The sequence below is a fragment of the Phytobacter sp. V91 genome, from assembly GCF_965644225.1.
Taxonomy (GTDB): domain Bacteria; phylum Pseudomonadota; class Gammaproteobacteria; order Enterobacterales; family Enterobacteriaceae; genus CBFFRJ01.
In genome coordinates this window covers 1-22,301 of the sequence record NZ_CBFFRJ010000021.1, presented here as the reverse complement: position 1 = coordinate 22,301, position 22,301 = coordinate 1, and the positions used below count along the sequence as shown (strand labels likewise).

The window sequence follows — 22,301 nt, the reverse complement described above, 5'->3', positions numbered from 1 at the left end:
TTTCCCCGTGAAAGCGGGGATTTACCGATACCTTGACTCGTCTAACCCTGGCGTTAGATGTCATGGGGGGCGATTTTGGGCCTTCCGTGACAGTGCCTGCAGCATTGCAGGCACTGGATTCTAATTCGCACCTCAATCTTCTTTTAGTCGGCGATCCCGACACCATCACACCATTGCTCGCAAAAGCTGATTTTGAGCAACGCTCACGCTTGCTGGTTGTACCGGCACAGTCAGTTATTGCCAGTGATGCGCGCCCTTCGCACGCTATCCGCAACAGTCGGGGTAGCTCAATGCGAGTGGCACTGGAGCTGGTAAAAGAAGGACGGGCTGAAGCCTGTGTCAGCGCGGGCAATACCGGCGCATTGATGGGGCTGGCTAAATTGCTGCTCAGGCCGATAGACGGGATTGAGCGACCCGCACTGGTCACCGTGCTGCCCCATCAACAAAAAGGCAAGACGGTGGTGCTGGATTTAGGGGCTAACGTGGATTGCGATGGCAAAATGCTGGCGCAATTTGCGGTGATGGGCGCAGTAATGGCCGAAGAAGTGGTTGGGATTGTTAATCCCCGCGTAGCGCTGTTGAATATTGGTGAAGAAGAGACCAAAGGTCATGACAATATTCACGATGCTGCGGCTATTCTGAAGACGGTCTCCACGATTAACTATATTGGTTATCTGGAAGCGAACGAATTACTTACCGGTAAAACGGATGTACTGGTGTGTGACGGGTTTACAGGAAACGTCACCTTAAAAACCATGGAAGGTGTTGTCAGGATGTTTCTTTCACTGCTGAAATCGCAGGGTGAAGGTAAAAAACGGGCGTGGTGGCTGATTTTATTAAAGCGTTGGTTACAAAAAAGCCTGACAAGGCGATTCAGTCACCTCAACCCCGACCAGTATAATGGCGCCTGTCTGTTAGGATTGCGCGGCACGGTGATTAAGAGTCATGGTGCAGCCAATCAGCGAGCTTTTAGCGTCGCCATTGAGCAGGCAGTGCAGGCGGTGCAGCGGCAAGTTCCCCAGCGAATTGCCGCTCGCCTGGAATCTGTGTTACCGGAAAAAGACTGAGCGTACATGTATACGAAGATTATGGGTACCGGCAGCTATCTGCCTGAGCACGTGCGAACTAATGCCGAACTGGAAAAAATGGTGGATACGTCTGACGAGTGGATTGTCACCCGCACAGGTATCCGTGAACGCCGCATTGCCGCGCCGAATGAAACTGTTTCAACCATGGGGTTTGAAGCGGCGAAGCGTGCGCTGGAGATGGCCGGCGTTAGCGCTGATGAAATTGGTCTGATTATTGTCGCCACGACATCGGCGACGCATGCCTTCCCAAGTGCGGCATGCCAGGTGCAGAACATGTTGGGCATTAAAGGTTGTCCGGCATTCGATGTTGCCGCAGCCTGTGCCGGTTTCACCTATGCGTTGAGCATTGCCGATCAGTACGTGAAGTCAGGCGCCGTTAAACGTGCGCTGGTCATCGGTTCTGATGTGCTGGCTCGAACCTGTAATCCGGAAGATCGCGGCACGATCATCATTTTTGGCGATGGTGCCGGAGCCGTTGTCCTCGGGGCATCTGAAGAGCAGGGGATCATCTCTACTCACCTGCATGCCGATGGCAGTTACGGCGAGTTATTAACGCTGCCGAACGCCGATCGCGTTAACCCGGACAACGCTATTTTCCTGACTATGGCAGGGAATGAAGTCTTTAAAGTGGCGGTGACTGAGCTTTCTCGCATCGTCGATGAAACCCTGGAAGCAAATAACCTGCAACGCAGCGAACTGGACTGGCTGGTACCTCATCAGGCTAACCTGCGAATCATCAGCGCGACGGCGAAAAAGCTGGGTATGTCGATGGACAACGTGGTGGTGACGCTCGATCGTCATGGCAACACCTCTGCCGCATCCGTACCTTGCGCGCTGGATGAAGCCGTCCGTGATGGCCGTATTCAGCGGGGTCAGTTGATCCTGCTTGAGGCCTTCGGCGGCGGGTTTACCTGGGGTTCGGCGCTGGTTCGTTTCTAGTATAAGGATAACAACATGACGCAATTTGCTTTTGTGTTTCCGGGACAAGGCTCCCAGGCTGTCGGTATGCTCTCTGAGATGGCAGCCAGCCACCCGGTGGTGGAAGAGACTTTTAATGAAGCTTCAGCGGCTCTGGGCTATGACCTGTGGGCGCTGGTGCAACAAGGGCCAGCGGAAGAACTCAACAAAACCTGGCAGACGCAGCCTGCATTGCTGACCGCTTCGGTGGCGTTGTATCGCGTTTGGCAGCAGCAGGGCGGAAAAGCGCCTGCGCTGATGGCAGGTCACAGCCTGGGTGAATACTCAGCATTAGTGTGTGCGGGTGTGATTCCCTTTGCTGATGCGGTGCGTCTGGTTGAATTGCGTGGCAAGTTTATGCAGGAAGCCGTTCCGCAAGGCACTGGCGCAATGTCGGCAATCATCGGTCTTGATGATGCTTCCATCGCTAAAGCCTGTGAAGAATCTGCCGAGGGGCAGGTTGTCTCTCCGGTGAACTATAACTCACCGGGCCAGGTTGTTATCGCCGGTCATAAAGAGGCGGTGGAGCGTGCGGGCGCTGCCTGCAAAGCCGCAGGGGCAAAACGTGCATTGCCGCTGCCAGTGAGCGTACCTTCGCATTGCGCATTAATGAAACCAGCCGCTGAGAAACTGGCTGCGGAACTTGAGAAAATCGTGTTCAGCGCGCCACAGGTTCCGGTAGTAAATAATGTGGACGTGCAGTGCGAAACCTCGCCAGAGGCTATCCGTGACGCGCTGGTGCGCCAGCTGTTCAGTCCGGTGCAATGGACTAAAAGCGTTGAGTTTATCGCCTCGCAGGGCGTTGAACACCTGTATGAAGTGGGACCAGGTAAAGTACTGACCGGTCTGACGAAACGTATTGTTGATACCCTGACGGCGTCAGCGCTCAATGAGCCTGCAGCAGTGTCAGAGGCACTTGCGCAATAAAAGAGGAACACCATGAGTTTTGAAGGAAAAATCGCACTGGTAACCGGCGCGAGCCGTGGCATTGGTCGCGCAATTGCGGAAACCCTTGTCGCTCGTGGCGCAAAAGTCATTGGTACTGCGACCAGCGAAAGCGGTGCGCAGGCTATCAGTGAATATCTGGGGGCGAACGGTAAAGGTCTGCTGTTGAACGTGACCGATCCGGCGTCCATTGAATCTGTTCTGGAAAACATTCGCGCTGAGTTTGGCGAAGTGGATATCCTGGTCAATAACGCCGGTATCACACGCGACAATCTGCTGATGCGTATGAAAGACGATGAGTGGAACGATATTATCGAAACCAACTTGTCATCTGTTTTCCGTCTGTCAAAAGCGGTGATGCGCGCTATGATGAAAAAGCGTCATGGGCGTATCATCACTATCGGTTCTGTGGTTGGTACCATGGGAAATGCTGGTCAGGCCAACTACGCTGCGGCGAAAGCGGGTCTGATTGGTTTCAGTAAATCACTGGCACGAGAAATCGCGTCGCGTGGTATTACTGTGAACGTTGTTGCTCCGGGCTTTATTGAAACGGACATGACGCGTGCGCTCTCTGAAGATCAGCGTGCGGGTATTTTGGCGCAGGTCCCGGCTGGTCGCCTTGGCGGTGCGCAGGAAATCGCCAGTGCGGTTGCATTTTTAGCCTCTGACGAGGCAGGTTACATCACTGGTGAGACCCTGCACGTTAACGGCGGAATGTATATGGTTTAACCACGATTAAAATTATTTGCGTTATTAGGGTGAAAGGCCTCAAAATAGCGTAAAATCGTGGTACGAACTGCCGGGATTTAGTTGCAAATTTTTCAACATTTTATACACTACGAAAACCATCGCGAAAGCGAGTTTTGATAGGAAATTTAAGAGTATGAGCACTATCGAAGAACGCGTTAAGAAAATTATCGGCGAACAGCTGGGCGTTAAGCAGGAAGAAGTTACCAACAATGCTTCCTTCGTTGAAGACCTGGGCGCTGATTCTCTTGACACCGTTGAGCTGGTAATGGCTCTGGAAGAAGAGTTTGATACTGAGATTCCGGACGAAGAAGCTGAGAAAATCACCACCGTTCAGGCTGCCATTGATTACATCAACGGTCACCAGGCGTAAGTGAACATCTCCAGGCGGTCATTCGACCGCCTGAGTTTTATCTTGTTTCCCACGAATCCAATTTTTTCCCTCCCTGGAGGACAAACGTGTCTAAGCGTCGTGTAGTTGTGACCGGACTGGGCATGTTGTCTCCTGTCGGCAATACCGTAGAGTCTACATGGACCTCTCTCCTTGCCGGTCAGAGTGGCATCAGCCTGATCGACCATTTCGATACTAGCGCCTATGCAACGAAATTTGCTGGCTTAGTAAAGGATTTTAACTGTGATGAGATCATCTCGCGCAAAGAACAGCGCAAGATGGATGACTTCATTCAATATGGAATTGTTGCAGGCTGGCAGGCCATGCTTGATTCTGGCCTTGAAGTGACGGAAGAAAACGCAACCCGTATCGGTGCCGCTATTGGTTCTGGTATCGGTGGTTTGGGTTTAATCGAAGAAAACCATAGTTCTCTGGTGAATGGCGGCCCGCGTAAAATCAGCCCCTTCTTCGTACCGTCGACGATTGTTAATATGGTGGCCGGTCACCTGACCATCATGTTTGGCCTTCAGGGGCCAAGTATTTCGATTGCAACCGCTTGTACCTCAGGCGTGCATAACATTGGCCATGCAGCGCGTATTATCGCGTATGGCGATGCAGATGCGATGCTGGCAGGTGGTGCTGAAAAAGCCAGTACACCGTTAGGTGTTGGTGGCTTTGGCGCAGCGCGTGCGCTTTCAACCCGCAATGATAATCCACTGGCAGCGAGCCGCCCATGGGACAAAGACCGTGATGGTTTTGTTCTCGGCGATGGCGCAGGGATTATCATGCTGGAAGAGTATGAACACGCGAAAAAACGTGGCGCTAAAATTTATGCAGAAATCATCGGTTTCGGCATGAGCAGCGATGCATACCACATGACATCGCCGCCGGAAAATGGCGCAGGCGCTGCCGCAGCAATGGTGAACGCGCTGCGTGATGCCGGCATCCAGCCGGGCCAGATTGGTTATATCAATGCGCATGGCACCTCCACGCCAGCGGGTGATAAAGCGGAAACGCAGGCGGTGAAATCCGTCTTTGGTGATGCGGCCAGCCGTGTGCTGGTAAGTTCCACCAAGTCCATGACCGGTCACTTACTGGGCGCTGCGGGTGCAGTAGAGTCAATTTTCTCTATTCTGGCACTGCGCGATCAGGCGATTCCGCCAACCATCAACCTGGATAATCCGGATGAAGGTTGTGATCTGGACTTTGTGCCTCATGAAGCCCGTCAGGTCAGCGGAATGGAGTATGTTCTGTGTAACTCCTTCGGCTTCGGTGGAACCAACGGCTCTCTGATCTTTAAAAAGGTCTGAGATCCCATTCCTCCTGCATAAACGCAAAACAGGCCCGCATGTCGGGCCTTTTTTATTCGGTTTTCTCCCCTTGTCCTCTCTATTTTGTCCTGCGAAACTACCGATCCTGACAACAAGGAGCCACGATGTTTCTGATTAATGGTCTTGAACAGAATGTCCTCACGGCAGGTGACCGGGCATTACAGTTTGGTGATGGCTGTTTCACTACCGCGCGGATCGACGGTGGCGGCATTCATTTTCTGCCTGAGCATCTCGCACGGTTGAAAAAAGCCTGTGAGGTACTGTTGATCCCATTTGCTGACTGGTCTGAGCTTGAAGCTGAGATGCGTCAGCTTGCTGCCAGACAGATCTCAGGCGTGTTAAAAGTGATTATCAGCCGTGGCGCGGGCGGCCGGGGGTATAGCGCGGCAGGTTGTCTGAATCCGAGCCGGATCCTCAGCACTTCGCCATATCCTGCCCACTACCAGCGCTGGCATGAAGAGGGCGTATCGCTTTCACTCAGCCCGGTGCGGCTGGGCCGTAATCCGATGCTTGCGGGAATTAAGCATCTGAACCGCCTGGAGCAGGTGCTGGTCCGTCGTTATCTTGAGCAAACGGGGAGTGATGAGGCGCTGGTTCTTGACAGTGAAGGGTGGGTTACGGAATGCTGTGTCGCGAATATTTTCTGGCGCAAAGGCCGCGATGTTTTTACCCCCCGCGTCGACCAGGCGGGTGTAAACGGTATTATGCGGCAGTTTTGTTTGCAACAACTGGCATCTTCTGACCTGCGCGTTGTCGAAGTCAATGCGCGACCAGATGCCCTGAGTTGCGCCGATGAAGTTATCATTTGTAATGCGTTAATGCCGGTAATTTCCGTTCGTCAGTGGGATGACAAAGCTTGGGCTTCCAGGGAGATGTACCACTTTTTAGCCCCCCTTTGCGAGTACCCTGAATTGTCATGAAAAAAATGCTGCGTGTTGTATTTCTTCTGCTGCTGATACTGGCTATTGCCGCAGGCGCTGGCCTGTGGAAAGTGCGCCAGTTAGCGGACAGCAAGATCCTTATCAAAGAAGAGACGATTTTCACCCTGCAGGCGGGCACCGGGCGTACTGCTCTGGGCGTACAGTTGTACAACGAAAAAGTGATCAACCGCCCGCGAGTGTTCCAGTGGTTATTACGCGTTGAGCCCGATCTTTCCCACTTCAAAGCGGGAACCTATCGCCTGACGCCGGAGATGACGGTGCGCGAGATGCTGCAACTTCTTGAAAGCGGCAAGGAAGCACAATTTTCACTGCGCTTTGTGGAAGGCATGCGCCTGAGCGATTACCTGCAACAGCTGCGCGACGCACCGTGGATCAAGCACAGCTTAAAAGATGATGACTATGCGACCGTCGCCGCCGCGCTGAATATTGATGATGCGCTGCGGGTTGAAGGAAGCATCTGGCCTGACACCTGGATGTATACCGCCAATACCACGGATGTTGCCTTGCTCAAACGGGCACATGCGAAAATGACGCGTGCTGTCGACCAGGCCTGGGAAGGGCGGGCAGAGGGGCTGCCTTACAAAGATAAAAATGCGATGGTGACCATGGCCTCGATCATCGAAAAAGAGACCGCAGTCGCCAGCGAGCGTGACCAGGTCGCCTCGGTGTTTATCAATCGCCTGAGCATTGGGATGCGCCTGCAGACCGATCCGACGGTGATCTACGGTATGGGTGCGCGTTATAATGGCAATCTCACGCGCGGTGACCTGGAAAGGCCAACGGATTACAACACCTACGTCATTAGTGGACTGCCGCCAGGCCCGATAGCCACGCCTGGCGAAGCCTCCCTGAAGGCGGCCGCCCATCCGGCGAAAACGCCTTATCTCTATTTTGTTGCGGATGGTAAGGGAGGGCATACCTTCAATACCAATCTCAGCGGCCATAACAAATCAGTGCAGGATTACCTGAAAGTACTTAAGGAAAAAAATGGGCAGTAATTACATTGTCATCGAAGGTCTGGAAGGCGCAGGCAAAACCACCGCCCGGGATGTGGTTGTGGAAACATTACGTGAACTCGGCGTGCAGGATATTGCCTTTACCCGTGAGCCGGGCGGGACGTTGCTGGCGGAGAAACTCCGCAGCCTGGTGCTGGACATCCGCTCCGTTGGCGATGAAATTATTACCGATAAAGCGGAAGTCCTGATGTTTTATGCCGCCCGTGTACAACTGGTTGAGACGGTGATCAAACCGGCGCTGGCCAGGGGATGCTGGGTGATTGGCGATCGTCATGATCTTTCCACTCAGGCCTATCAGGGCGGCGGCCGGGGTATCGATCAGGGCCTGCTTGCCACCCTGCGTGATGCGGTGCTGGGTGACTTTCGCCCGGACCTGACGTTGTATCTTGATGTCACGCCTGAAATCGGCCTGAAGCGTGCCCGTGCCCGTGGCGAACTGGACAGGATTGAGCAGGAGTCGTTCGATTTCTTCAACCGTACCCGCGCACGTTATCTGCAGCTGGCGGCACAGGATGAGCGAATTCGTACCATTGACGCCACGCAGCCGCTGGATGAGGTTATTGCCTCGATTCGCCGAACCGTTACCGCGTGGATGCAGGAGCAGGGCGCATGAAATGGTATCCGTGGTTGCGCCCCCACTATGAACAACTGATCGCCAGTTATCAGGGTGGACGTGGGCACCATGCGTTACTGGTTCATGCATTACCGGGTATGGGTGACGATGCGCTTATTTATGCGCTTTGTCGTTACCTGCTTTGCCGGGAACCGGAAAATCAAAAAAGCTGCGGACACTGTAAAGGTTGCCAGCTGATGCAGGCAGGAACCCACCCGGATTATTACCTGCTTTCGCCGGAGAAAGGCAAAACGACGCTGGGTATCGATGCGGTACGTGAAGTCAGTGAGAAACTCTATGAGCGCTCCCGGCTTGGCGGCGCCAAAGTGGTCTGGATCCCTGATGCCGCGTTACTGACGGATGCGGCTGCCAATGCGCTGCTGAAAACGCTGGAAGAGCCGCCTGAGGATACCTGGTTTTTCCTCGCCTGCCGTGAGCCGGCCCGTTTGCTGGCAACTCTGCGCAGCCGTTGTCGCCTTCATCATCTCTCGCCGCCTGCTGAGAATTATGCCAGCGCCTGGCTCGGGCGTGAAACTTCCGCCCCGACTGAGGCCATTCTTAGTGCGCTACGACTCTGCGGCGGCGCGCCTGGCGCTGCGGCAGTGTTGCTGCAGCCGGAACATCAGGCGCCGCGTCAGGCGCTCTGTCAGTCGGTTGAGCAGGCACTCAACAGCGGAGACTGGCTCTCGCTGCTCAGCCTGTTAAACCATGAACAGGTTGGCGAGCGGCTGCACTGGCTGGGAGCGCTTATTCTGGATGCGCTGAAAATTCAGCAGCGGGCCACGCTACTGGCCAATATGGATGCCATCAATCTTGTGCAGCAGTTGGCGCACCAGCTGTCAGCGGCGCGTCTGGATGCTTTCCTGCGCGCCATTATAGAATGCCGTGAACAGCTACTGACGGTGGTTGGCGTTAATCGCGAATTATTACTGTCCGATCTTTTGCTACGTATTGAGCATTACCTGCAACCTGGTGCTGCGATCCCGTCGTCGCACCTTTAAGAAAGAGAGATTATGTTTTTAGTCGATTCACACTGCCATCTTGATGGCCTGGACTATCAGGCGTTGCACAAAGACGTGAATGACGCCCTGAGCAAAGCGGCGACCCGCGACGTGAAATTTTTTCTTGCTGTAGCCACAACGCTTCCGGGTTATCGCACCATGCGCGAGCTGGTGGGCGAGCGTCAGGATGTGGTTTTCTCCTGCGGTGTTCATCCCCTTAATCAGGATGAAATATATAACGTGGAAGATCTACGTCGCATGGCAGCCGAGCCGGGTGTGGTGGCGATGGGGGAAACGGGTCTGGATTACTTTTATACCCCGGAAACCAAAGTACGTCAGCAGGCGTCTTTTCGCGATCATATTCGCATTGGTCGCGAGTTAAACAAGCCGGTTATTGTCCATACCCGCGATGCGCGTGCCGATACACTGGCTATTTTGCGCGAAGAAAAGGTTTCTGATTGCGGTGGCGTACTACACTGTTTTACGGAAGACAGAGAAACGGCTGGCGCACTGCTGGATCTCGGTTTTTATATTTCATTCTCGGGCATTGTCACGTTTCGCAATGCTGAGCAATTGCGCGATGCTGCGCGCTACGTGCCGCTGGATCGTTTGCTTGTGGAGACAGATTCGCCTTATCTGGCGCCTGTTCCACATCGTGGTAAAGAAAATCAACCTGCTTATGTCAGGGATGTTGCTGAATATATGGCAGTTTTGAAGGGCGTTTCGGTTGAACAACTGGCGCAACAGACCACAGAAAACTTTGCCGCTTTGTTCCATATCGACCCCGCCCGCCTGCAATCTGCCTGAATTTTCAGCTTATTTTAGTCCTCGTAATTAATAGGCAATGAGAGTAAAGTTCACCGCCACAAAAAGGGCGGTGAATGCTCTTTTTGACACATCTGGTAATGGGTTTTGTAAATATGTGAAAGTTTTAAGACTGGCGCTAGCTGAAACGTGATAGCCGTCAAACAAACAAAATCTTATTTATTTTACTCTGTGTAATAAATAAAGGGCACTTAGATGTCCTGTCCACAGCACGGTTCTCCCCCCGTGCCAACGCGCAAAAAGCGTAAAAAAAGCACAAATACTCAGGAGCACTCTCAATTATGTTTAAGAATGCATTTGCTAACCTGCAAAAGGTCGGTAAATCGCTGATGCTGCCAGTATCCGTACTCCCGATCGCAGGTATCCTGCTGGGCGTCGGGTCTGCAAACTTCAGCTGGCTGCCAGAAGTTGTTTCCCATGTGATGGCAGAAGCAGGCGGTTCCGTTTTTGCGAATATGCCACTGATTTTCGCTATCGGTGTTGCGCTCGGCTTCACCAATAACGACGGCGTTTCCGGCCTTGCTGCCGTTGTCGCCTACGGCATCATGGTGAAAACCATGGCGGTGGTTGCCCCGCTGGTGCTGCAGTTACCTGCTGAAGAGATCGCGGCGAAACACCTGGCTGATACCGGTGTTCTCGGCGGCATTATTGCGGGTTCTATCGCGGCCTACATGTTTAACCGCTTCTACCGCATTAAGCTGCCTGAGTATCTGGGCTTCTTCGCCGGTAAACGCTTCGTACCGATCATTTCAGGTATGACAGCCATCATCTTCGGCGTGGTTCTGTCCTTTATCTGGCCTCCAATTGGTTCAGCTATCCAGACCTTCTCTCAATGGGCTGCTTACCAGAACCCGGTTGTTGCTTTCGGCATCTACGGTTTTGTTGAACGTAGCCTGGTGCCGTTCGGTCTGCACCATATCTGGAACGTTCCTTTCCAGATGCAGATCGGTGAGTTCACCAATGCGGCAGGTCAGGTCTTCCACGGCGATATTCCACGTTATATGGCAGGTGACCCGACTGCGGGCAAACTGTCAGGTGGCTTCCTGTTTAAAATGTACGGCCTGCCGGCTGCAGCGATTGCAATCTGGCACTCTGCGAAACCAGAGAACCGCGCTAAAGTGGGCGGGATCATGATCTCCGCTGCGCTGACTTCGTTCCTGACCGGTATCACTGAGCCAATCGAATTCTCCTTCATGTTCGTGGCGCCGATCCTGTACGTCATCCATGCGATTCTGGCTGGTCTTGCTTTCCCGATCGCTATCCTGCTGGGTATGCGTGACGGTACATCCTTCTCTCATGGCCTGATTGACTTTATCGTACTGAGCGGTAACGGCAGCAAGCTGTGGCTGTTCCCGATTGTGGGTCTGTGCTATGCGGCGGTTTACTACATCGTATTCCGCGTGCTGATTAAAGCGCTGGATCTGAAAACGCCGGGTCGTGAAGATGCGTCAGAAGATTCCAAAGCGGCTGCGAGCAGCGAAATGGCGCCTGCTCTGGTTGCTGCGTTCGGTGGTAAAGAGAACATCACTAACCTCGATGCCTGCATCACTCGTCTGCGCGTTAGCGTTGCCGATGTGGCGAAGGTAGACCAGCCAGGCCTGAAAAAATTGGGTGCGGCAGGTGTGGTTGTGGCGGGCTCAGGTGTTCAGGCAATTTTCGGTACCAAATCCGATAACCTGAAAACCGAAATGGATGACTACATCCGTAACCACTAAGCCATAAAGTCTGGGGAGACTGAGGCAGCCGCAAGGCTGCCTTTTTTATTACCTTTAATTCAGGTTTGCCGACAGCATCTTTTTTTAGGGTTTGATACGGCGTCGTTCCACACCGGACGGTGATGTTTATCAAGCATCCAGTGACGTGTCCTGGTTTGATACACGCACCGCCTGTCCAGCGTTCATGGGATGAATAATCAGGCCAGTAAACTGAGCCTGTTAAGGCGTCACGTCCCAATTGAGTCCTATCGATAAGCGGCCGTATCAAACGATGAAACATCATGTCACCAGGGAAGAGAGGGTGATTGAATATAAAAAAGCCCGCCGGGGTAATCCACCGGCGGGCTTGATGTTAAACGTAGTTTGCAGCTATCAGAAGCTGTAGTTAGCGCTTACGGAGAAGTTACGCGGCTCGCCAAATACGTAAGTACGGCTGTCAACGTTGGTGTCGTAAGTTTTGTCAAACAGGTTGGCGACGTTAGCCTGTACCGACAGCGCTTTAGTGACCTGATAACGGGCAAAGAGATCAACCAGCGCATAGCTGCCTTGTTCTGAGCGCAGGGTGCCGTTCGCCGTGCTGACGTTAGCCCAGGTCGTGTTCTGCCAGTTCACACCACCGCCCACGGTCAGATCCTGCCACATCGGCAGACGATAGCTGGTGAACAGTTTTACAGACGTGCGCGGCAGGTTCGGGTTAACCGCATCGCCCTTATTGTCTTCAGCCATATAGCGGGTGGCGCCAAAGGTCATCTGCCAGTTATCGGTAAGCGCACCGTTAACTTCGAACTCAATCCCTTTGCTTACCGCGCCATCGACCGCTTCATAGGCGCTTTCGCCGCTGGAGCCCTGAACGACGCCGCCGGTAGCCTGACCCAGATTATCCTGCTCAATGCGGAAGACCGCCACGGAGGTGGTCAGGCGGCTGTTCATCCAGTCGGATTTAACACCCAGCTCGTAGTTTTTACCTGTGACAGGTTTGAGATAGTGGCCGCTTTCGTCACGGTAGGCCTGCGGGTTAAAGATGGAGGTATAGCTGGCATAGGTTGACCAGATATCATCAATGTCATACACCAGACCGGCATAAGGCGTGATGTTGTTTTTCTCCATATGCTGGGTCAGCGTATCGAGTTTGTAATTGGTATAACGCGCGCCAACGATCAGGTGCAGAGGATCGGCAATGGAGATACGGGTTGCCATATAAGCCGATTGCTGACGAATAGTGTCATCCTGCGCAAGGCTGAGTGGGTTCCAGTTCGTTTCCGGGAAGTTGCCGTTGTAATCGCTGTACTGGCCCAGAGACGTATCGAGGATATTTTCCCAGGAACTGTAATAGCGGTTGTTCTGTTTGGTTAAGTTGCCGCCCACCATCAACTCATGCTGGCGGCCGAAAAGCTCGTAGGAGCCATTGGCGAAGGTATCCAGTGAGTCAACTTTACGCACGCCGGTGTTGTAGCCAGTACCGCCAACATAGGGCCAGGATGCGCCGTACGGGCTTACCATCAGGCCGGTGGTTTTATCGATGGTCCCGTCGAGGTACAGGGCTCTACTGTCGAGCAGCATCTCAGTGTGAGTGCCGTTAACCGTCAGAAGCCAGTCGTCGCCGAGCTTTTGTTTCAGTGTCGCGAAGGTACGCTTGGAGACTTTATCATTGTATGCCCAGTCCGGGGCAGTGCTGTCGCTACGATCCGGATTGGTTTTCGAGCCATCAGTATACCAGCGTGGTAAACCACCCCAGGTCTGGCTGTCGACGTTAGTTTCCTGATAGTCATAACCGACCGAGAAGGTGGTTGCTTCCGTCAAATCAACATCCAGCACGCCATAGAAGAAGCGTTTTTCCTGGCTGTAACGATCAAGCCAGCTGTCGTTATGCTGATAACCGGCCACAACGCGACCGCGAATATTGCCATTTTCTGTCAGCGGGCTGGAAACGTCCGCCACATAACGCTGCTTGTTCCAGCTACCGTATTCAGCTGAAACGTTAGATTTAAATTCACGGCTGTCCGCATGCTTACGCACCATATTGACGGATGCGGATGGGTTACCGGCGCCGGTCATCAGCCCGGTCGCACCACGAACCACTTCGATACGTTCATACATTGCCGTATCAGAGAGCGCGTCCCCAAGGTTCCAGCGAGCCTCAAAGATGGTTGGAATACCATCAACCATGTAGTTATCGATCATAAAACCGCGGGAATAGTAGTTGCTACGGTCAGAGTCAGCCGCGCTTTCGAAAACTCCGGTGGTGTTTTTGAGGACATCGCCCAGCGTTTCCAGTTTCTGGTCTTTCATACGCTGCTGGGTGGTAATGCTGACGGATTGCGGAATGTCACGCTGAACCAGCGTCATCTTCGTGCCCGAAGAGGTTGTTTTGGCGTTGTAATCCTGATCCAGGCTGGTATCGGCCTGCGCCGAAGAGGCCTCGACAATAACGGTATCGTCAGTGCTGGTGGTAGCAGCAAAACCTGCCGCAGGCGCGAGTGCAAAAGCAATGGACATTGCCAGCAGAGAAGGCGGGCAAGCAAACTTACGCTGCTCATCTCTGGTCGAGTGGTGAAAGACATTAGTAACCCTTAGTGGTGTGTTAGCGGAAGTGTCCTGACATTGATACGTTGTCACTGCCGGGCGAATTTTTCTTTTAAGTAGTTAGCGCGCATGAAAATGCAAATGCGAAATATACGCATTCGAAATCCGGATGTAAACAGATGTAATATTGATGACTGAAATACTGTTTTACTAAAGGGCAGCTAACGTATTGCATACTCCGCCGTCAACCGGGGAGAAATAATGAAGAAAAAGAGCGTTATAGTTGAAAGAGCCGGAGAATCTCGCTCATACTCTAAGACTGCGCACCCTGGTGCTGAGTGCATAAATAATTAAAATGCACTGCCTGCATGTATAAAAGGAAACTGTCATGGCCGAAGAAACTATTTTCAGTAAGATTATCCGCCGCGAAATCCCTTCGGATATCGTTTATCAGGATGAGTTGGTTACCGCCTTTCGTGATATCTCCCCACAGGCTCCGACGCATGTTCTGATTGTGCCTAATGTCCTGATCCCGACCGTCAATGATGTCACTGAAGCGCATGAACAGGCGCTGGGACGCATGCTGACCGTTGCCGCGAAAATCGCCCGTGACGAAGGCATTGCCGAAGATGGCTATCGGTTGATCATGAACTGTAATCGTCATGGTGGTCAGGAAGTCTGGCATATCCATATGCATCTGGTGGGTGGGCGTCCTCTTGGCCCGATGCTGGCACATAAAGGCCAGTAATATGTTGAGCAGACGCGTGGTGCTTTTGCTGGCGGCAATGGCGATGGCTGGTTGTTCTTCGCGACCTGCCATTCCGGTGGCCAATGAGCAAATGCTGGTGATGGAGGCAACGGTGCTGGCGGCAGGTATCACCGCGGAAGAGCCCACTCTTAACACTCAGGAGATCCAGCCTTCAGCCGCATCCCGTCTCTTTAACGAACGCAGTGTGCCCGTCACAATAAACTATCGCTTTTACTGGTATGACGCTCGCGGTCTGGAAATGCATCCGCTTGAAGAACCGCGGCGTATTACCATCCCGGCACATTCTTCAGTCACGCTTTACGGCAGCGCCAATTATCTTGGTGCTCATAAGGTCAGACTTTATCTCTACTTATAAGGGGTGAAAATTGATTAAGACATTAGGACGTTACGCGTTGCTTACAACGGTAGCGCTTATCCTTTCCGGTTGTATTATGCGCGGTGAACAAGAGCCTGCCCCCGTTGATCAGGCTAACCCACCGCCGCAACAGCCGGTGCCAGAAACCCCGCCGCAGCCATCTCAGCCTGTCCCGACGGTGCCTACGTTCCCGCAACAGCCAGGACCGATTGAGCACCAGGACGAGACGGCGCAGCCCGCACCACGTGAACGTCATTATGACTGGAGCAGCGCGACGGCGCCGATGGTGGGGAAAATGTTGCAGTCCAGCGGCGCAACTGCCGGAAGCGTATTGCTGGTAGACAGCGTGAACAACCGCACCAATGGTTCTCTGAACACCGGCGAGGCGACCGAAGCCTTGCGTAACGCGCTGGCCAATAACGGTAAGTTTACCCTCGTCACCCCTCAGCAACTGAGCGTGGCGAAGCAGCAGCTTGGCCTGTCGCCGCAGGACAGCTTAGGCACCCGCAGTAAGGCCATTGGGATCGCCCGCAATGTCGGCGCTCAGTATGTGCTTTACTCCAGCGCCACCGGCAGCGCTACTGCCCCGGGTCTGCAAATGCAACTGATGCTGGTACAAACTGGCGAAATTATCTGGTCAGGTAAAGGTGCCGTTCAACAGCAATAAACTGACGCGTGACGATGTGCTGTCACGCTATTTCCCCGGGTATGCTCCCGTCACTGGCCTGCTAACGGGCCTGAGCGGCGGGAGCTGTCTTATCAGCGATGGCGTTCATCGTCTGGTGCTGCGCCAGCGACACCAGAGCACCTCATCTCCTTTTCGCCGTCAGTATCGGGCATTAAAAAAACTGCCGGATACACTCGCCCCAAAGCCGGGTAACTGGCTGGGGGAGTGGATGACGGTGGCGTTTATTGCCGGGGACGTGCAAGAGCATTTACCTGCCGCCCGCGAGCTTGCCGCCCTGTTACATGGCCTGCATCGTCAACCCCTGTTTGGCTGGCGTATTTCACTCTTGCCGTTGCTCGAACAATACTGGCTTAAGTGCGAGCCTGCGCGGCGAACGCCATTCTGGCTGAGACATCTGCAAAAAATGCGCCGACAGGGAGAGCCGGGAACATTGCGGCTGGCGCCTTTGCATATGGATGTCCATGCTGGCAATCTGGTGCGCGGCGATGCGGGTCTGCGCCTGATCGACTGGGAGTATGCCGGAGACGGTGATGTTGCCCTGGAGCTGGCCAGCGTCTGGGTGGACAATCAGGCGCAGCGCGATGAGTTAACGGCAGAATACGCCAGACAGACGGGCATGGACGCGGACGAACTCAGACAACAGGTGTTGCGCTGGCGCCCCTGGGTGCTGATGCTGATGGCTGGCTGGTATGAATGCCGCTGGAAACAGACCGGCGATGGTCAATTTATTACCCTGGCTGATTGCGCATGGCATCAGCTAAGAACAAATGAAAAGTGAGGTAAGTGTGGGTCCGGTGATGTTGGATGTACAAGGGTATGAACTGGATGCGGAAGAGCGTGAAATTCTGGCGCATCCGCTGGTCGGCGGACTGATCCTGTTTACCCGTAATTATCACGATCCCGCGCAGTTACGTGAACTGGTGCGTCAGATCCGCGCCGCATCTCATCATCGGCTGGTAGTGGCGGTCGATCAGGAAGGTGGACGCGTACAGCGTTTTCGTGACGGTTTCACCCGCCTGCCTGCGGCACAATCCTTTGCCGCGCTCCTTGGGATGGATGAGGGAGGCCGAGTGGCGCAGGACGCTGGCTGGTTGATGGCCAGTGAAATGATCGCCATGGATATCGATATCAGTTTTGCTCCGGTGCTGGATGTCGGTCATATCAGCGCCGCTATCGGGGAGCGTTCTTACCATCAGGATCCGCGCAAAGCGCTGTCCATAGCCAGCCGTTTTATTGACGGTATGCATGACGCCGGGATGAAAACCACCGGTAAACATTTCCCCGGACATGGTGCCGTGACCGCCGACTCGCATAAAGAAACACCGCAGGATCCGCGCCCGCTGGCTGATATCCGTAGCAAGGATATGGCGGTATTCCGCAGCCTGATAGAGCAGGGAAAACTGGATGCAGTAATGCCCGCGCATGTTATCTACAGTGAAGCCGATCCCCGTCCGGCAAGTGGGTCGGCCTGGTGGCTGAAAACCGTGTTACGCGGGGAACTGGGCTTTGACGGCGTTATCTTCTCTGACGATTTATCGATGGAAGGCGCGGCGGTGATGGGGAGTTACGCAGAACGCGGACAGGCTTCCCTTGATGCCGGTTGCGATATGATCCTCGTCTGCAATAATCGAAAAGGTGCCGTCAGTGTGTTGGATAACCTGTCGCCGATCAAAGCAGAGCGTGTTATGAATTTGTATCATAAAGGTTCGTTTTCTCGTCAGGAATTGTTGAGTTCTTCGCGCTGGAAGTCCGTCAACCGTGAACTGGAGCAACTTCACGAGCGTTGGCAGGCCCATAACGCGGCTCAGTAACCTTTAACGGGCGGGGTGTTGACCCAGGGGTGAGGTACAATGATCATCTATTTACACGGTTTTGATTCAAACAGTCCGGGTAACCATGAAAAGGTGCTGCAACTGCAGTTCATCGATCCGGATGTGCGCTTAATCAGCTACAGCACACGGCATCCGAAACACGATATGCAGCATCTGCTTAAAGAGGTCGATAAGATGCTGCAACTCAATGTGGACGAGCGTCCGCTGATTTGTGGTGTCGGCCTGGGGGGATTCTGGGCTGAGCGGATCGGATTTTTATGCGATATCCGCCAGGTGATGTTTAACCCGAACCTGTTTCCATTCGAAAACATGGAAGGGAAGATCGACAGACCAGAAGAGTATGTGGATATCGCCACCAAATGCGTGACCAATTTTCGCGAAAAAAATCGCGATCGCTGCCTGGCTATCCTCTCGCGCCATGATGAGGCGCTCGACAGCCAGCGTTCGTCTGAGGTACTGCACCATTTCTATGAAGTGGTCTGGGATGAAGCGCAGTCGCACAAGTTCAAAAGCATTTCGCCACATCTGCAACGCATTAAGGCCTTCAAATCCCTTGGTTAATTCCTCAACCCGGTAATGCCGGGTTTTCTTTTTTCTCCCCCTGACAAAATTCCGCATTTTTTATACTTCCCTGACGCTGGTACGGGTATCCGCTCAACTTTTAGGCATCAAAACTTGATGCATATCAATTTTGGTATGACCAATGCACCGAACATGTTATTCTCAGTGCGGTAAAGAGGTTTTAACTTTGTAACTTGTTGTTAATTAAGTGTTATTTGTATAACTTTTAATTAACAATTGGTTAATAATTTAGGGGGTCACGTTGACTACACCATTGAAAAAGATTGTGATTGTTGGCGGTGGTGCTGGCGGGCTTGAACTGGCCACGCAGCTGGGTAAGAAGTTGGGCCGGGGCAAGAAAGCAAAAATTACGCTGGTCGATCGTAACCACAGCCACTTGTGGAAACCGCTGCTGCATGAAGTGGCAACCGGTTCGCTGGATGAAGGTGTGGATGCCCTGAGCTATCTGGCCCATGCCCGCAACCATCATTTCCAGTTCCAGCTGGGATCGGTGGTTGATATCAACCGCGAAAGTAAAACGATCAGCCTGGCTGAACTGCGCGATGAAAAAGGCGAGCTGCTGGTACCTGAGCGCAAACTGGCGTATGACACGCTGATTATGGCGCTGGGCAGCACGTCAAATGACTTCAATACGCCGGGCGTAAAAGAACACTGCATTTTCCTCGACAACCCGCACCAGGCGCGTCGTTTCCACCAGGAAATGCTGAACCTGTTCCTGAAATATTCCGCCAACCTCGGGGCGAACGGCAAGGTAAACATTGCCATCGTCGGCGGCGGGGCAACGGGCGTGGAGCTTTCTGCCGAGCTGCATAATGCGGTTAAACAACTGCACAGCTACGGCTACAAAGGCTTAACCAATGACGCGCTGAACGTGACTCTGGTTGAGGCCGGTGAGCGTATTCTGCCTGCACTGCCGCCGCGTATTTCCGGCGCTGCTCACAGTGAACTGACCAAAATGGGCGTGCGTGTTCTGACCCAGACCATGGTCACCAGCGCGGATGAAGGCGGCCTGCACACCAAAGATGGCGAATATATCAAGGCTGACCTGATGGTCTGGGCGGCAGGGATCAAAGCGCCAGACTTTATGAAAGATCTTGGCGGACTTGAAACTAACCGTATCAATCAGCTGGTGGTTGAGCCGACTCTGCAAACGACGCGCGATCCGGATATCTATGCCATTGGCGATTGCGCATCCTGCGCGCGTCCGGAAGGCGGATTTGTGCCGCCGCGTGCTCAGGCAGCCCATCAGATGGCAAGCCTTGCATTGCAAAACATCCTGGCGCAAATCAAAAATAAACCACTGAAATCTTATACCTATAAGGATCATGGTTCTCTGGTATCGCTGTCGAACTTCTCTACGGTAGGTAGCCTGATGGGCAACCTGATGCGTGGCTCGATGATGATTGAAGGGCGTATTGCGCGCTTTGTTTACATCTCTCTGTACCGTATGCACCAGATTGCGCTGCACGGTTACTGCAAAACCGGTCTGATGATGCTGGTGGGCAGTATTAACCGTGTTATTCGCCCGCGTCTGAAACTGCATTAATCTTCTCTACGGCTCTCTCGCGTTGCGGGAGGGCCGTTGTTCCTGGAACCCGCAATATCAGCGTGCTCAGACATTTCTGAATCACGGCGCTTATCCCTCAAATCTCCTTTTTTTACACCCATTCTGATTGGCTTACCCCTCACCAGGTTGCAATATTGTTACTAATAGCAAACCAGGGAGGAAATCCTGTGAATAAATCAATGTTAGCGGGTATGGGTATTGGCGTGGCCGCTGCGCTGGGCGTTGCCGCGGTTGCCAGTATGAATGTCTTTGACCGTGGCCCTCAGTACGCGCAGGTCATCTCTGCCACGCCAATCAAAGAATCAGTGAAAACACCGCGTCAGGAATGTCGCAATGTGACCGTGACTCATCGTCGTCCGGTACAGGATGAAAACCGGATTACCGGTTCTGTCCTCGGAGCCGTTGCCGGTGGGGTGTTAGGGCATCAGTTTGGCGGCGGTCGGGGTAAAGATGTTGCCACCGTCGTTGGCGCCTTAGGCGGCGGCTATGCCGGCCATCAGGTGCAGGGCGAGATGCAGTCGCGGGATACCTACACCACGACGCAGCAACGTTGCAGCACCGTGTATGACAAATCGGAAAAAATGTTGGGTTACGACGTGACCTACAAAATTGGCGACCAGCAGGGCAAAATCCGGATGAACAACGATCCGGGTACGCAAATCCCGCTGGATGGTAACGGTCAGCTTATTTTGAATAACAAAGCCTAAAACAGACGTACCGTATTTGATTAGCTCCTCAATCGCTCAGGCTGAGGGGCTTTTTTTATATCAGATCCTGCTGACGGAACACCAGGCAGCCGGTGATGATTATGGAGATAAAAGCGAATAGCACTGAGCCGCCACACAGGATCCAGAGGCCAAATAACACGGTTATTACGCTGAGTACCTTAAGTAATGGCAATAGCAAGATCATCTTCATTTCCTTCTGCATATGTCCAACCAGGGAAAGAGTCCAACGTCTTCGCACGCAACGTTGAAGAAAAACCTTATATCAGACGTCTCCATGACGCGAATGATGTGCTTATTCCTACTAATCGTTAGCAAGGCAATAATCACCGTTTAATGTTAGCAAAGTGGTTAAATCGAAATGATGTTTTCACCTATTAATATAATAGGTGAAAACTATAGCTTACGGTGATGTGAATTGCTTAACTTTTGACCAGGGTTGGCCACAGCTGTAAAGTGGTATCGATGATTTGCAGCAATTTATCGCAGCTGGCGCCTTCACGCGCACTGGTTGACATGCCTTGCAGAATACAGCTCAGGAACTGGGCTACCTGTTGAGTATTGACGCCCGCAGATATCTCACCCAGCTGTTGCCGCTGCGTAAGGAACCGCAGCAATAACTGCTCCTGCTGCGCATGCCGGGACTTTATTGTTTCGGCAATAGCATGGGAGGAGGCGGCCAGCGTTGCCGAGGTGTTGATTAAGAAACAACCTGCCGGCGTGTCTTTGCTGGTAAAGCAGACCGCTACGGCAGTGAAGTAATCCTTCAGCGCCTGAACAACGGGCTTTTCTTCACACAGCAACTGCGCTTCGTGCTGCCCGGCAAAGCGGGCAATGTATCTGTCGAGAACTGCACGAAACAGTCCTTCTTTGTTGGTGAACTCCGCGTACAGCGTAGGCGCTTTCGCACCCGTCGCTTCGACGAGATCAGATAATGATGTGGCTTCATAGCCATGCTGCCAAAAGAGCGTCATGGCTTTGTCGAGCGCCGCTTCCCTGTCGAACACTTTCGGTCGGCCACGGCTTTTTTTTACACAACTGCTGACTTCAATGGTCATATGCCGTTCAACCTTGTTGGTTTGTTGAACAAGCATTATAAAAATAAAATGTGAGATAAACCAGCGGCAAATAGCACAAATTAATAAATTCTATCCTTATGATAAATATGACTTTGTTAAATTAAATAACAATCACTATAAAAATGCGTTGACGTGTGACTCAGATCACGCCTATTATTTGATTATCGATCGTTAATTAAATAATAAATTAACGGCAACTTACGACTCATCTGCCAGGATAAAGAAATTATGAAAACCATCAAAACATTGTTTGCCGTCGCTGTACTGAGTTCACTCTCTTTCGCAAGCTTTGCTGCTGTTCAGGTTCAGGCAACCCCAGCGGGTCAGCAGGAAGTGGGCACTATTGCGGCTACAGCCGGGACCAACCTCTCATCTGTTGAAAGCGAACTGGCGCAAAAAGCGCAGGCCTCTGGTGCAACGTCTTACCGTATCACCTCCGTTACCGGTTCTTACAACCTGCACGGTACTGCGGTTCTGTACAAATAATTGCTCTGAGTTACCCCTCTTCAGCGCCATGCAAAAGGCCCCATTTCGGTAATGCCGTTCACTTAAGCGGAGCGGCACTGCGTTTCACCGGATAACGGGTTTTTGATATCTTAACCGCCCTCGGC

24 protein-coding genes are annotated in these 22,301 nt (G+C 52.9%); 21 read left to right on the top strand and 3 right to left on the bottom strand.

Features of this window, described 5'->3' with window-relative positions; translation table 11 throughout:
- Positions 1–32: 32 nt before the first annotated feature.
- The 12 genes from plsX to ptsG all read left to right on the top strand — a co-directional run bounded on the left by plsX (position 33) and on the right by ptsG (position 11,570).
- Complete coding sequence (plsX, locus tag ACSZO4_RS06510; protein ID WP_437888049.1) at positions 33–1,067, top strand: phosphate acyltransferase PlsX; 1,035 nt, start codon at positions 33–35, stop codon at positions 1,065–1,067.
- Between the two features lie 6 nt (positions 1,068–1,073).
- Positions 1,074–2,027, top strand: a complete 954-nt coding sequence (locus ACSZO4_RS06505; RefSeq protein ID WP_437888048.1) for a beta-ketoacyl-ACP synthase III — start codon at positions 1,074–1,076, stop codon at positions 2,025–2,027.
- Positions 2,028–2,042: 15 nt separating this feature from the next.
- The gene (gene fabD / locus ACSZO4_RS06500) at positions 2,043–2,972 is read left to right on the top strand and encodes an ACP S-malonyltransferase (protein ID WP_437888047.1); all 930 of its coding nucleotides are present in this window, start codon (positions 2,043–2,045) and stop codon (positions 2,970–2,972) included.
- A 12-nt stretch (positions 2,973–2,984) separates the two neighbouring features.
- Positions 2,985–3,719: a 3-oxoacyl-ACP reductase FabG gene (gene fabG, locus ACSZO4_RS06495; protein WP_437888046.1), complete on the top strand. Its 735-nt coding sequence runs from the start codon at positions 2,985–2,987 to the stop codon at positions 3,717–3,719.
- A 154-nt stretch (positions 3,720–3,873) separates the two neighbouring features.
- Positions 3,874–4,110 (top strand): acyl carrier protein, encoded by a 237-nt coding sequence (gene acpP / locus ACSZO4_RS06490; RefSeq protein WP_000103754.1) that lies wholly within the window; start codon positions 3,874–3,876, stop codon positions 4,108–4,110.
- Between the two features lie 86 nt (positions 4,111–4,196).
- On the top strand, positions 4,197–5,438 hold the full coding sequence (gene fabF / locus ACSZO4_RS06485) for a beta-ketoacyl-ACP synthase II (protein ID WP_437888045.1): 1,242 nt from the start codon (positions 4,197–4,199) through the stop codon (positions 5,436–5,438).
- A 125-nt stretch (positions 5,439–5,563) separates the two neighbouring features.
- The gene (gene pabC / locus ACSZO4_RS06480; RefSeq protein WP_437888044.1) at positions 5,564–6,379 is read left to right on the top strand and encodes an aminodeoxychorismate lyase; all 816 of its coding nucleotides are present in this window, start codon (positions 5,564–5,566) and stop codon (positions 6,377–6,379) included.
- Entirely contained in the window at positions 6,376–7,398 is a 1,023-nt protein-coding gene (gene yceG, locus ACSZO4_RS06475) for a cell division protein YceG (RefSeq protein ID WP_437888043.1), read from the top strand. Before pabC ends, yceG begins: the two co-directional genes overlap by 4 nt.
- Positions 7,388–8,029 (top strand): dTMP kinase, encoded by a 642-nt coding sequence (tmk, locus tag ACSZO4_RS06470; RefSeq protein ID WP_437888042.1) that lies wholly within the window; start codon positions 7,388–7,390, stop codon positions 8,027–8,029. Before yceG ends, tmk begins: the two co-directional genes overlap by 11 nt.
- Complete coding sequence (gene holB, locus ACSZO4_RS06465) at positions 8,026–9,030, top strand: DNA polymerase III subunit delta' (protein WP_437888041.1); 1,005 nt, start codon at positions 8,026–8,028, stop codon at positions 9,028–9,030. Before tmk ends, holB begins: the two co-directional genes overlap by 4 nt.
- Before the next feature lie 12 nt (positions 9,031–9,042).
- Positions 9,043–9,837: a metal-dependent hydrolase gene (locus tag ACSZO4_RS06460; RefSeq protein WP_437888040.1), complete on the top strand. Its 795-nt coding sequence runs from the start codon at positions 9,043–9,045 to the stop codon at positions 9,835–9,837.
- A gap of 299 nt (positions 9,838–10,136) precedes the next feature.
- On the top strand, positions 10,137–11,570 hold the full coding sequence (ptsG, locus tag ACSZO4_RS06455) for a PTS glucose transporter subunit IIBC (protein ID WP_437888039.1): 1,434 nt from the start codon (positions 10,137–10,139) through the stop codon (positions 11,568–11,570).
- Between the two features lie 372 nt (positions 11,571–11,942).
- Here ptsG and fhuE read toward each other — a convergent pair whose 3' ends face one another.
- Complete coding sequence (gene fhuE, locus ACSZO4_RS06450) at positions 11,943–14,066, bottom strand: ferric-rhodotorulic acid/ferric-coprogen receptor FhuE (protein WP_437888038.1); 2,124 nt, start codon at positions 14,064–14,066, stop codon at positions 11,943–11,945.
- Positions 14,067–14,481: 415 nt separating this feature from the next.
- Here fhuE and hinT point away from each other — a divergent pair, with 415 nt between their 5' ends.
- The 8 genes from hinT (at position 14,482) to ACSZO4_RS06410 (ending at position 20,593) form a co-directional block, all read left to right on the top strand.
- Positions 14,482–14,841 carry a purine nucleoside phosphoramidase gene (gene hinT, locus ACSZO4_RS06445; protein WP_437888037.1) on the top strand — a complete coding sequence of 120 codons (360 nt, stop codon included), beginning with the start codon at positions 14,482–14,484 and terminating at the stop codon, positions 14,839–14,841.
- 1 nt (position 14,842) lies between these two features.
- Positions 14,843–15,217, top strand: a complete 375-nt coding sequence (locus ACSZO4_RS06440) for a YcfL family protein (protein WP_437888036.1) — start codon at positions 14,843–14,845, stop codon at positions 15,215–15,217.
- Positions 15,218–15,227: 10 nt separating this feature from the next.
- Positions 15,228–15,884: a penicillin-binding protein activator LpoB gene (gene lpoB, locus ACSZO4_RS06435; protein WP_437888035.1), complete on the top strand. Its 657-nt coding sequence runs from the start codon at positions 15,228–15,230 to the stop codon at positions 15,882–15,884.
- The gene (thiK, locus tag ACSZO4_RS06430; RefSeq protein WP_437888034.1) at positions 15,865–16,683 is read left to right on the top strand and encodes a thiamine kinase; all 819 of its coding nucleotides are present in this window, start codon (positions 15,865–15,867) and stop codon (positions 16,681–16,683) included. Before lpoB ends, thiK begins: the two co-directional genes overlap by 20 nt.
- A 7-nt stretch (positions 16,684–16,690) precedes the next feature.
- Entirely contained in the window at positions 16,691–17,716 is a 1,026-nt protein-coding gene (nagZ, locus tag ACSZO4_RS06425) for a beta-N-acetylhexosaminidase (RefSeq protein ID WP_437888076.1), read from the top strand.
- A gap of 39 nt (positions 17,717–17,755) precedes the next feature.
- Positions 17,756–18,298, top strand: coding sequence for an alpha/beta hydrolase YcfP (ycfP, locus tag ACSZO4_RS06420; RefSeq protein ID WP_437888033.1), 543 nt, complete (start codon positions 17,756–17,758; stop codon positions 18,296–18,298).
- Between the two features lie 262 nt (positions 18,299–18,560).
- Positions 18,561–19,865: an NAD(P)/FAD-dependent oxidoreductase gene (locus ACSZO4_RS06415; protein WP_437888032.1), complete on the top strand. Its 1,305-nt coding sequence runs from the start codon at positions 18,561–18,563 to the stop codon at positions 19,863–19,865.
- Between the two features lie 188 nt (positions 19,866–20,053).
- Positions 20,054–20,593, top strand: coding sequence for a glycine zipper 2TM domain-containing protein (locus ACSZO4_RS06410; protein ID WP_437888031.1), 540 nt, complete (start codon positions 20,054–20,056; stop codon positions 20,591–20,593).
- Between the two features lie 55 nt (positions 20,594–20,648).
- Here ACSZO4_RS06410 and ACSZO4_RS06405 read toward each other — a convergent pair whose 3' ends face one another.
- Together ACSZO4_RS06405 and ACSZO4_RS06400 are read right to left on the bottom strand one after the other, a co-directional pair.
- Positions 20,649–20,798, bottom strand: a complete 150-nt coding sequence (locus ACSZO4_RS06405) for a hypothetical protein (protein WP_437888030.1) — start codon at positions 20,796–20,798, stop codon at positions 20,649–20,651.
- 235 nt (positions 20,799–21,033) lie between these two features.
- Positions 21,034–21,669: a TetR/AcrR family transcriptional regulator gene (locus tag ACSZO4_RS06400; protein ID WP_437888029.1), complete on the bottom strand. Its 636-nt coding sequence runs from the start codon at positions 21,667–21,669 to the stop codon at positions 21,034–21,036.
- A gap of 249 nt (positions 21,670–21,918) precedes the next feature.
- On the opposite strand from ACSZO4_RS06400, the gene bhsA reads away from it, so the two are divergent.
- Positions 21,919–22,176 carry a multiple stress resistance protein BhsA gene (gene bhsA, locus ACSZO4_RS06395; protein ID WP_437888028.1) on the top strand — a complete coding sequence of 86 codons (258 nt, stop codon included), beginning with the start codon at positions 21,919–21,921 and terminating at the stop codon, positions 22,174–22,176.
- Positions 22,177–22,301 lie beyond the last annotated feature (125 nt).

Bases quoted from the DNA above. Each gene is read 5' to 3' on its own strand.
- ACSZO4_RS06505 (WP_437888048.1), top strand. From the start codon at position 1,074: ATGTATACGAAGATTATGGGTACCGGCAGCTATCTGCCTGAGCACGTG.
- fabD (WP_437888047.1), top strand. From the start codon at position 2,043: ATGACGCAATTTGCTTTTGTGTTTCCGGGACAAGGCTCCCAGGCTGTC.
- fabG (WP_437888046.1), top strand. From the start codon at position 2,985: ATGAGTTTTGAAGGAAAAATCGCACTGGTAACCGGCGCGAGCCGTGGC.
- acpP (WP_000103754.1), top strand. From the start codon at position 3,874: ATGAGCACTATCGAAGAACGCGTTAAGAAAATTATCGGCGAACAGCTG.
- pabC (WP_437888044.1), top strand. From the start codon at position 5,564: ATGTTTCTGATTAATGGTCTTGAACAGAATGTCCTCACGGCAGGTGAC.
- yceG (WP_437888043.1), top strand. From the start codon at position 6,376: ATGAAAAAAATGCTGCGTGTTGTATTTCTTCTGCTGCTGATACTGGCT.
- tmk (WP_437888042.1), top strand. From the start codon at position 7,388: ATGGGCAGTAATTACATTGTCATCGAAGGTCTGGAAGGCGCAGGCAAA.
- holB (WP_437888041.1), top strand. From the start codon at position 8,026: ATGAAATGGTATCCGTGGTTGCGCCCCCACTATGAACAACTGATCGCC.
- ACSZO4_RS06460 (WP_437888040.1), top strand. From the start codon at position 9,043: ATGTTTTTAGTCGATTCACACTGCCATCTTGATGGCCTGGACTATCAG.
- ptsG (WP_437888039.1), top strand. From the start codon at position 10,137: ATGTTTAAGAATGCATTTGCTAACCTGCAAAAGGTCGGTAAATCGCTG.
- fhuE (WP_437888038.1), bottom strand. From the start codon at position 14,066: ATGTCCATTGCTTTTGCACTCGCGCCTGCGGCAGGTTTTGCTGCTACC.
- hinT (WP_437888037.1), top strand. From the start codon at position 14,482: ATGGCCGAAGAAACTATTTTCAGTAAGATTATCCGCCGCGAAATCCCT.
- ACSZO4_RS06440 (WP_437888036.1), top strand. From the start codon at position 14,843: ATGTTGAGCAGACGCGTGGTGCTTTTGCTGGCGGCAATGGCGATGGCT.
- ycfP (WP_437888033.1), top strand. From the start codon at position 17,756: ATGATCATCTATTTACACGGTTTTGATTCAAACAGTCCGGGTAACCAT.
- ACSZO4_RS06405 (WP_437888030.1), bottom strand. From the start codon at position 20,798: ATGATCTTGCTATTGCCATTACTTAAGGTACTCAGCGTAATAACCGTG.
- ACSZO4_RS06400 (WP_437888029.1), bottom strand. From the start codon at position 21,669: ATGACCATTGAAGTCAGCAGTTGTGTAAAAAAAAGCCGTGGCCGACCG.
- bhsA (WP_437888028.1), top strand. From the start codon at position 21,919: ATGAAAACCATCAAAACATTGTTTGCCGTCGCTGTACTGAGTTCACTC.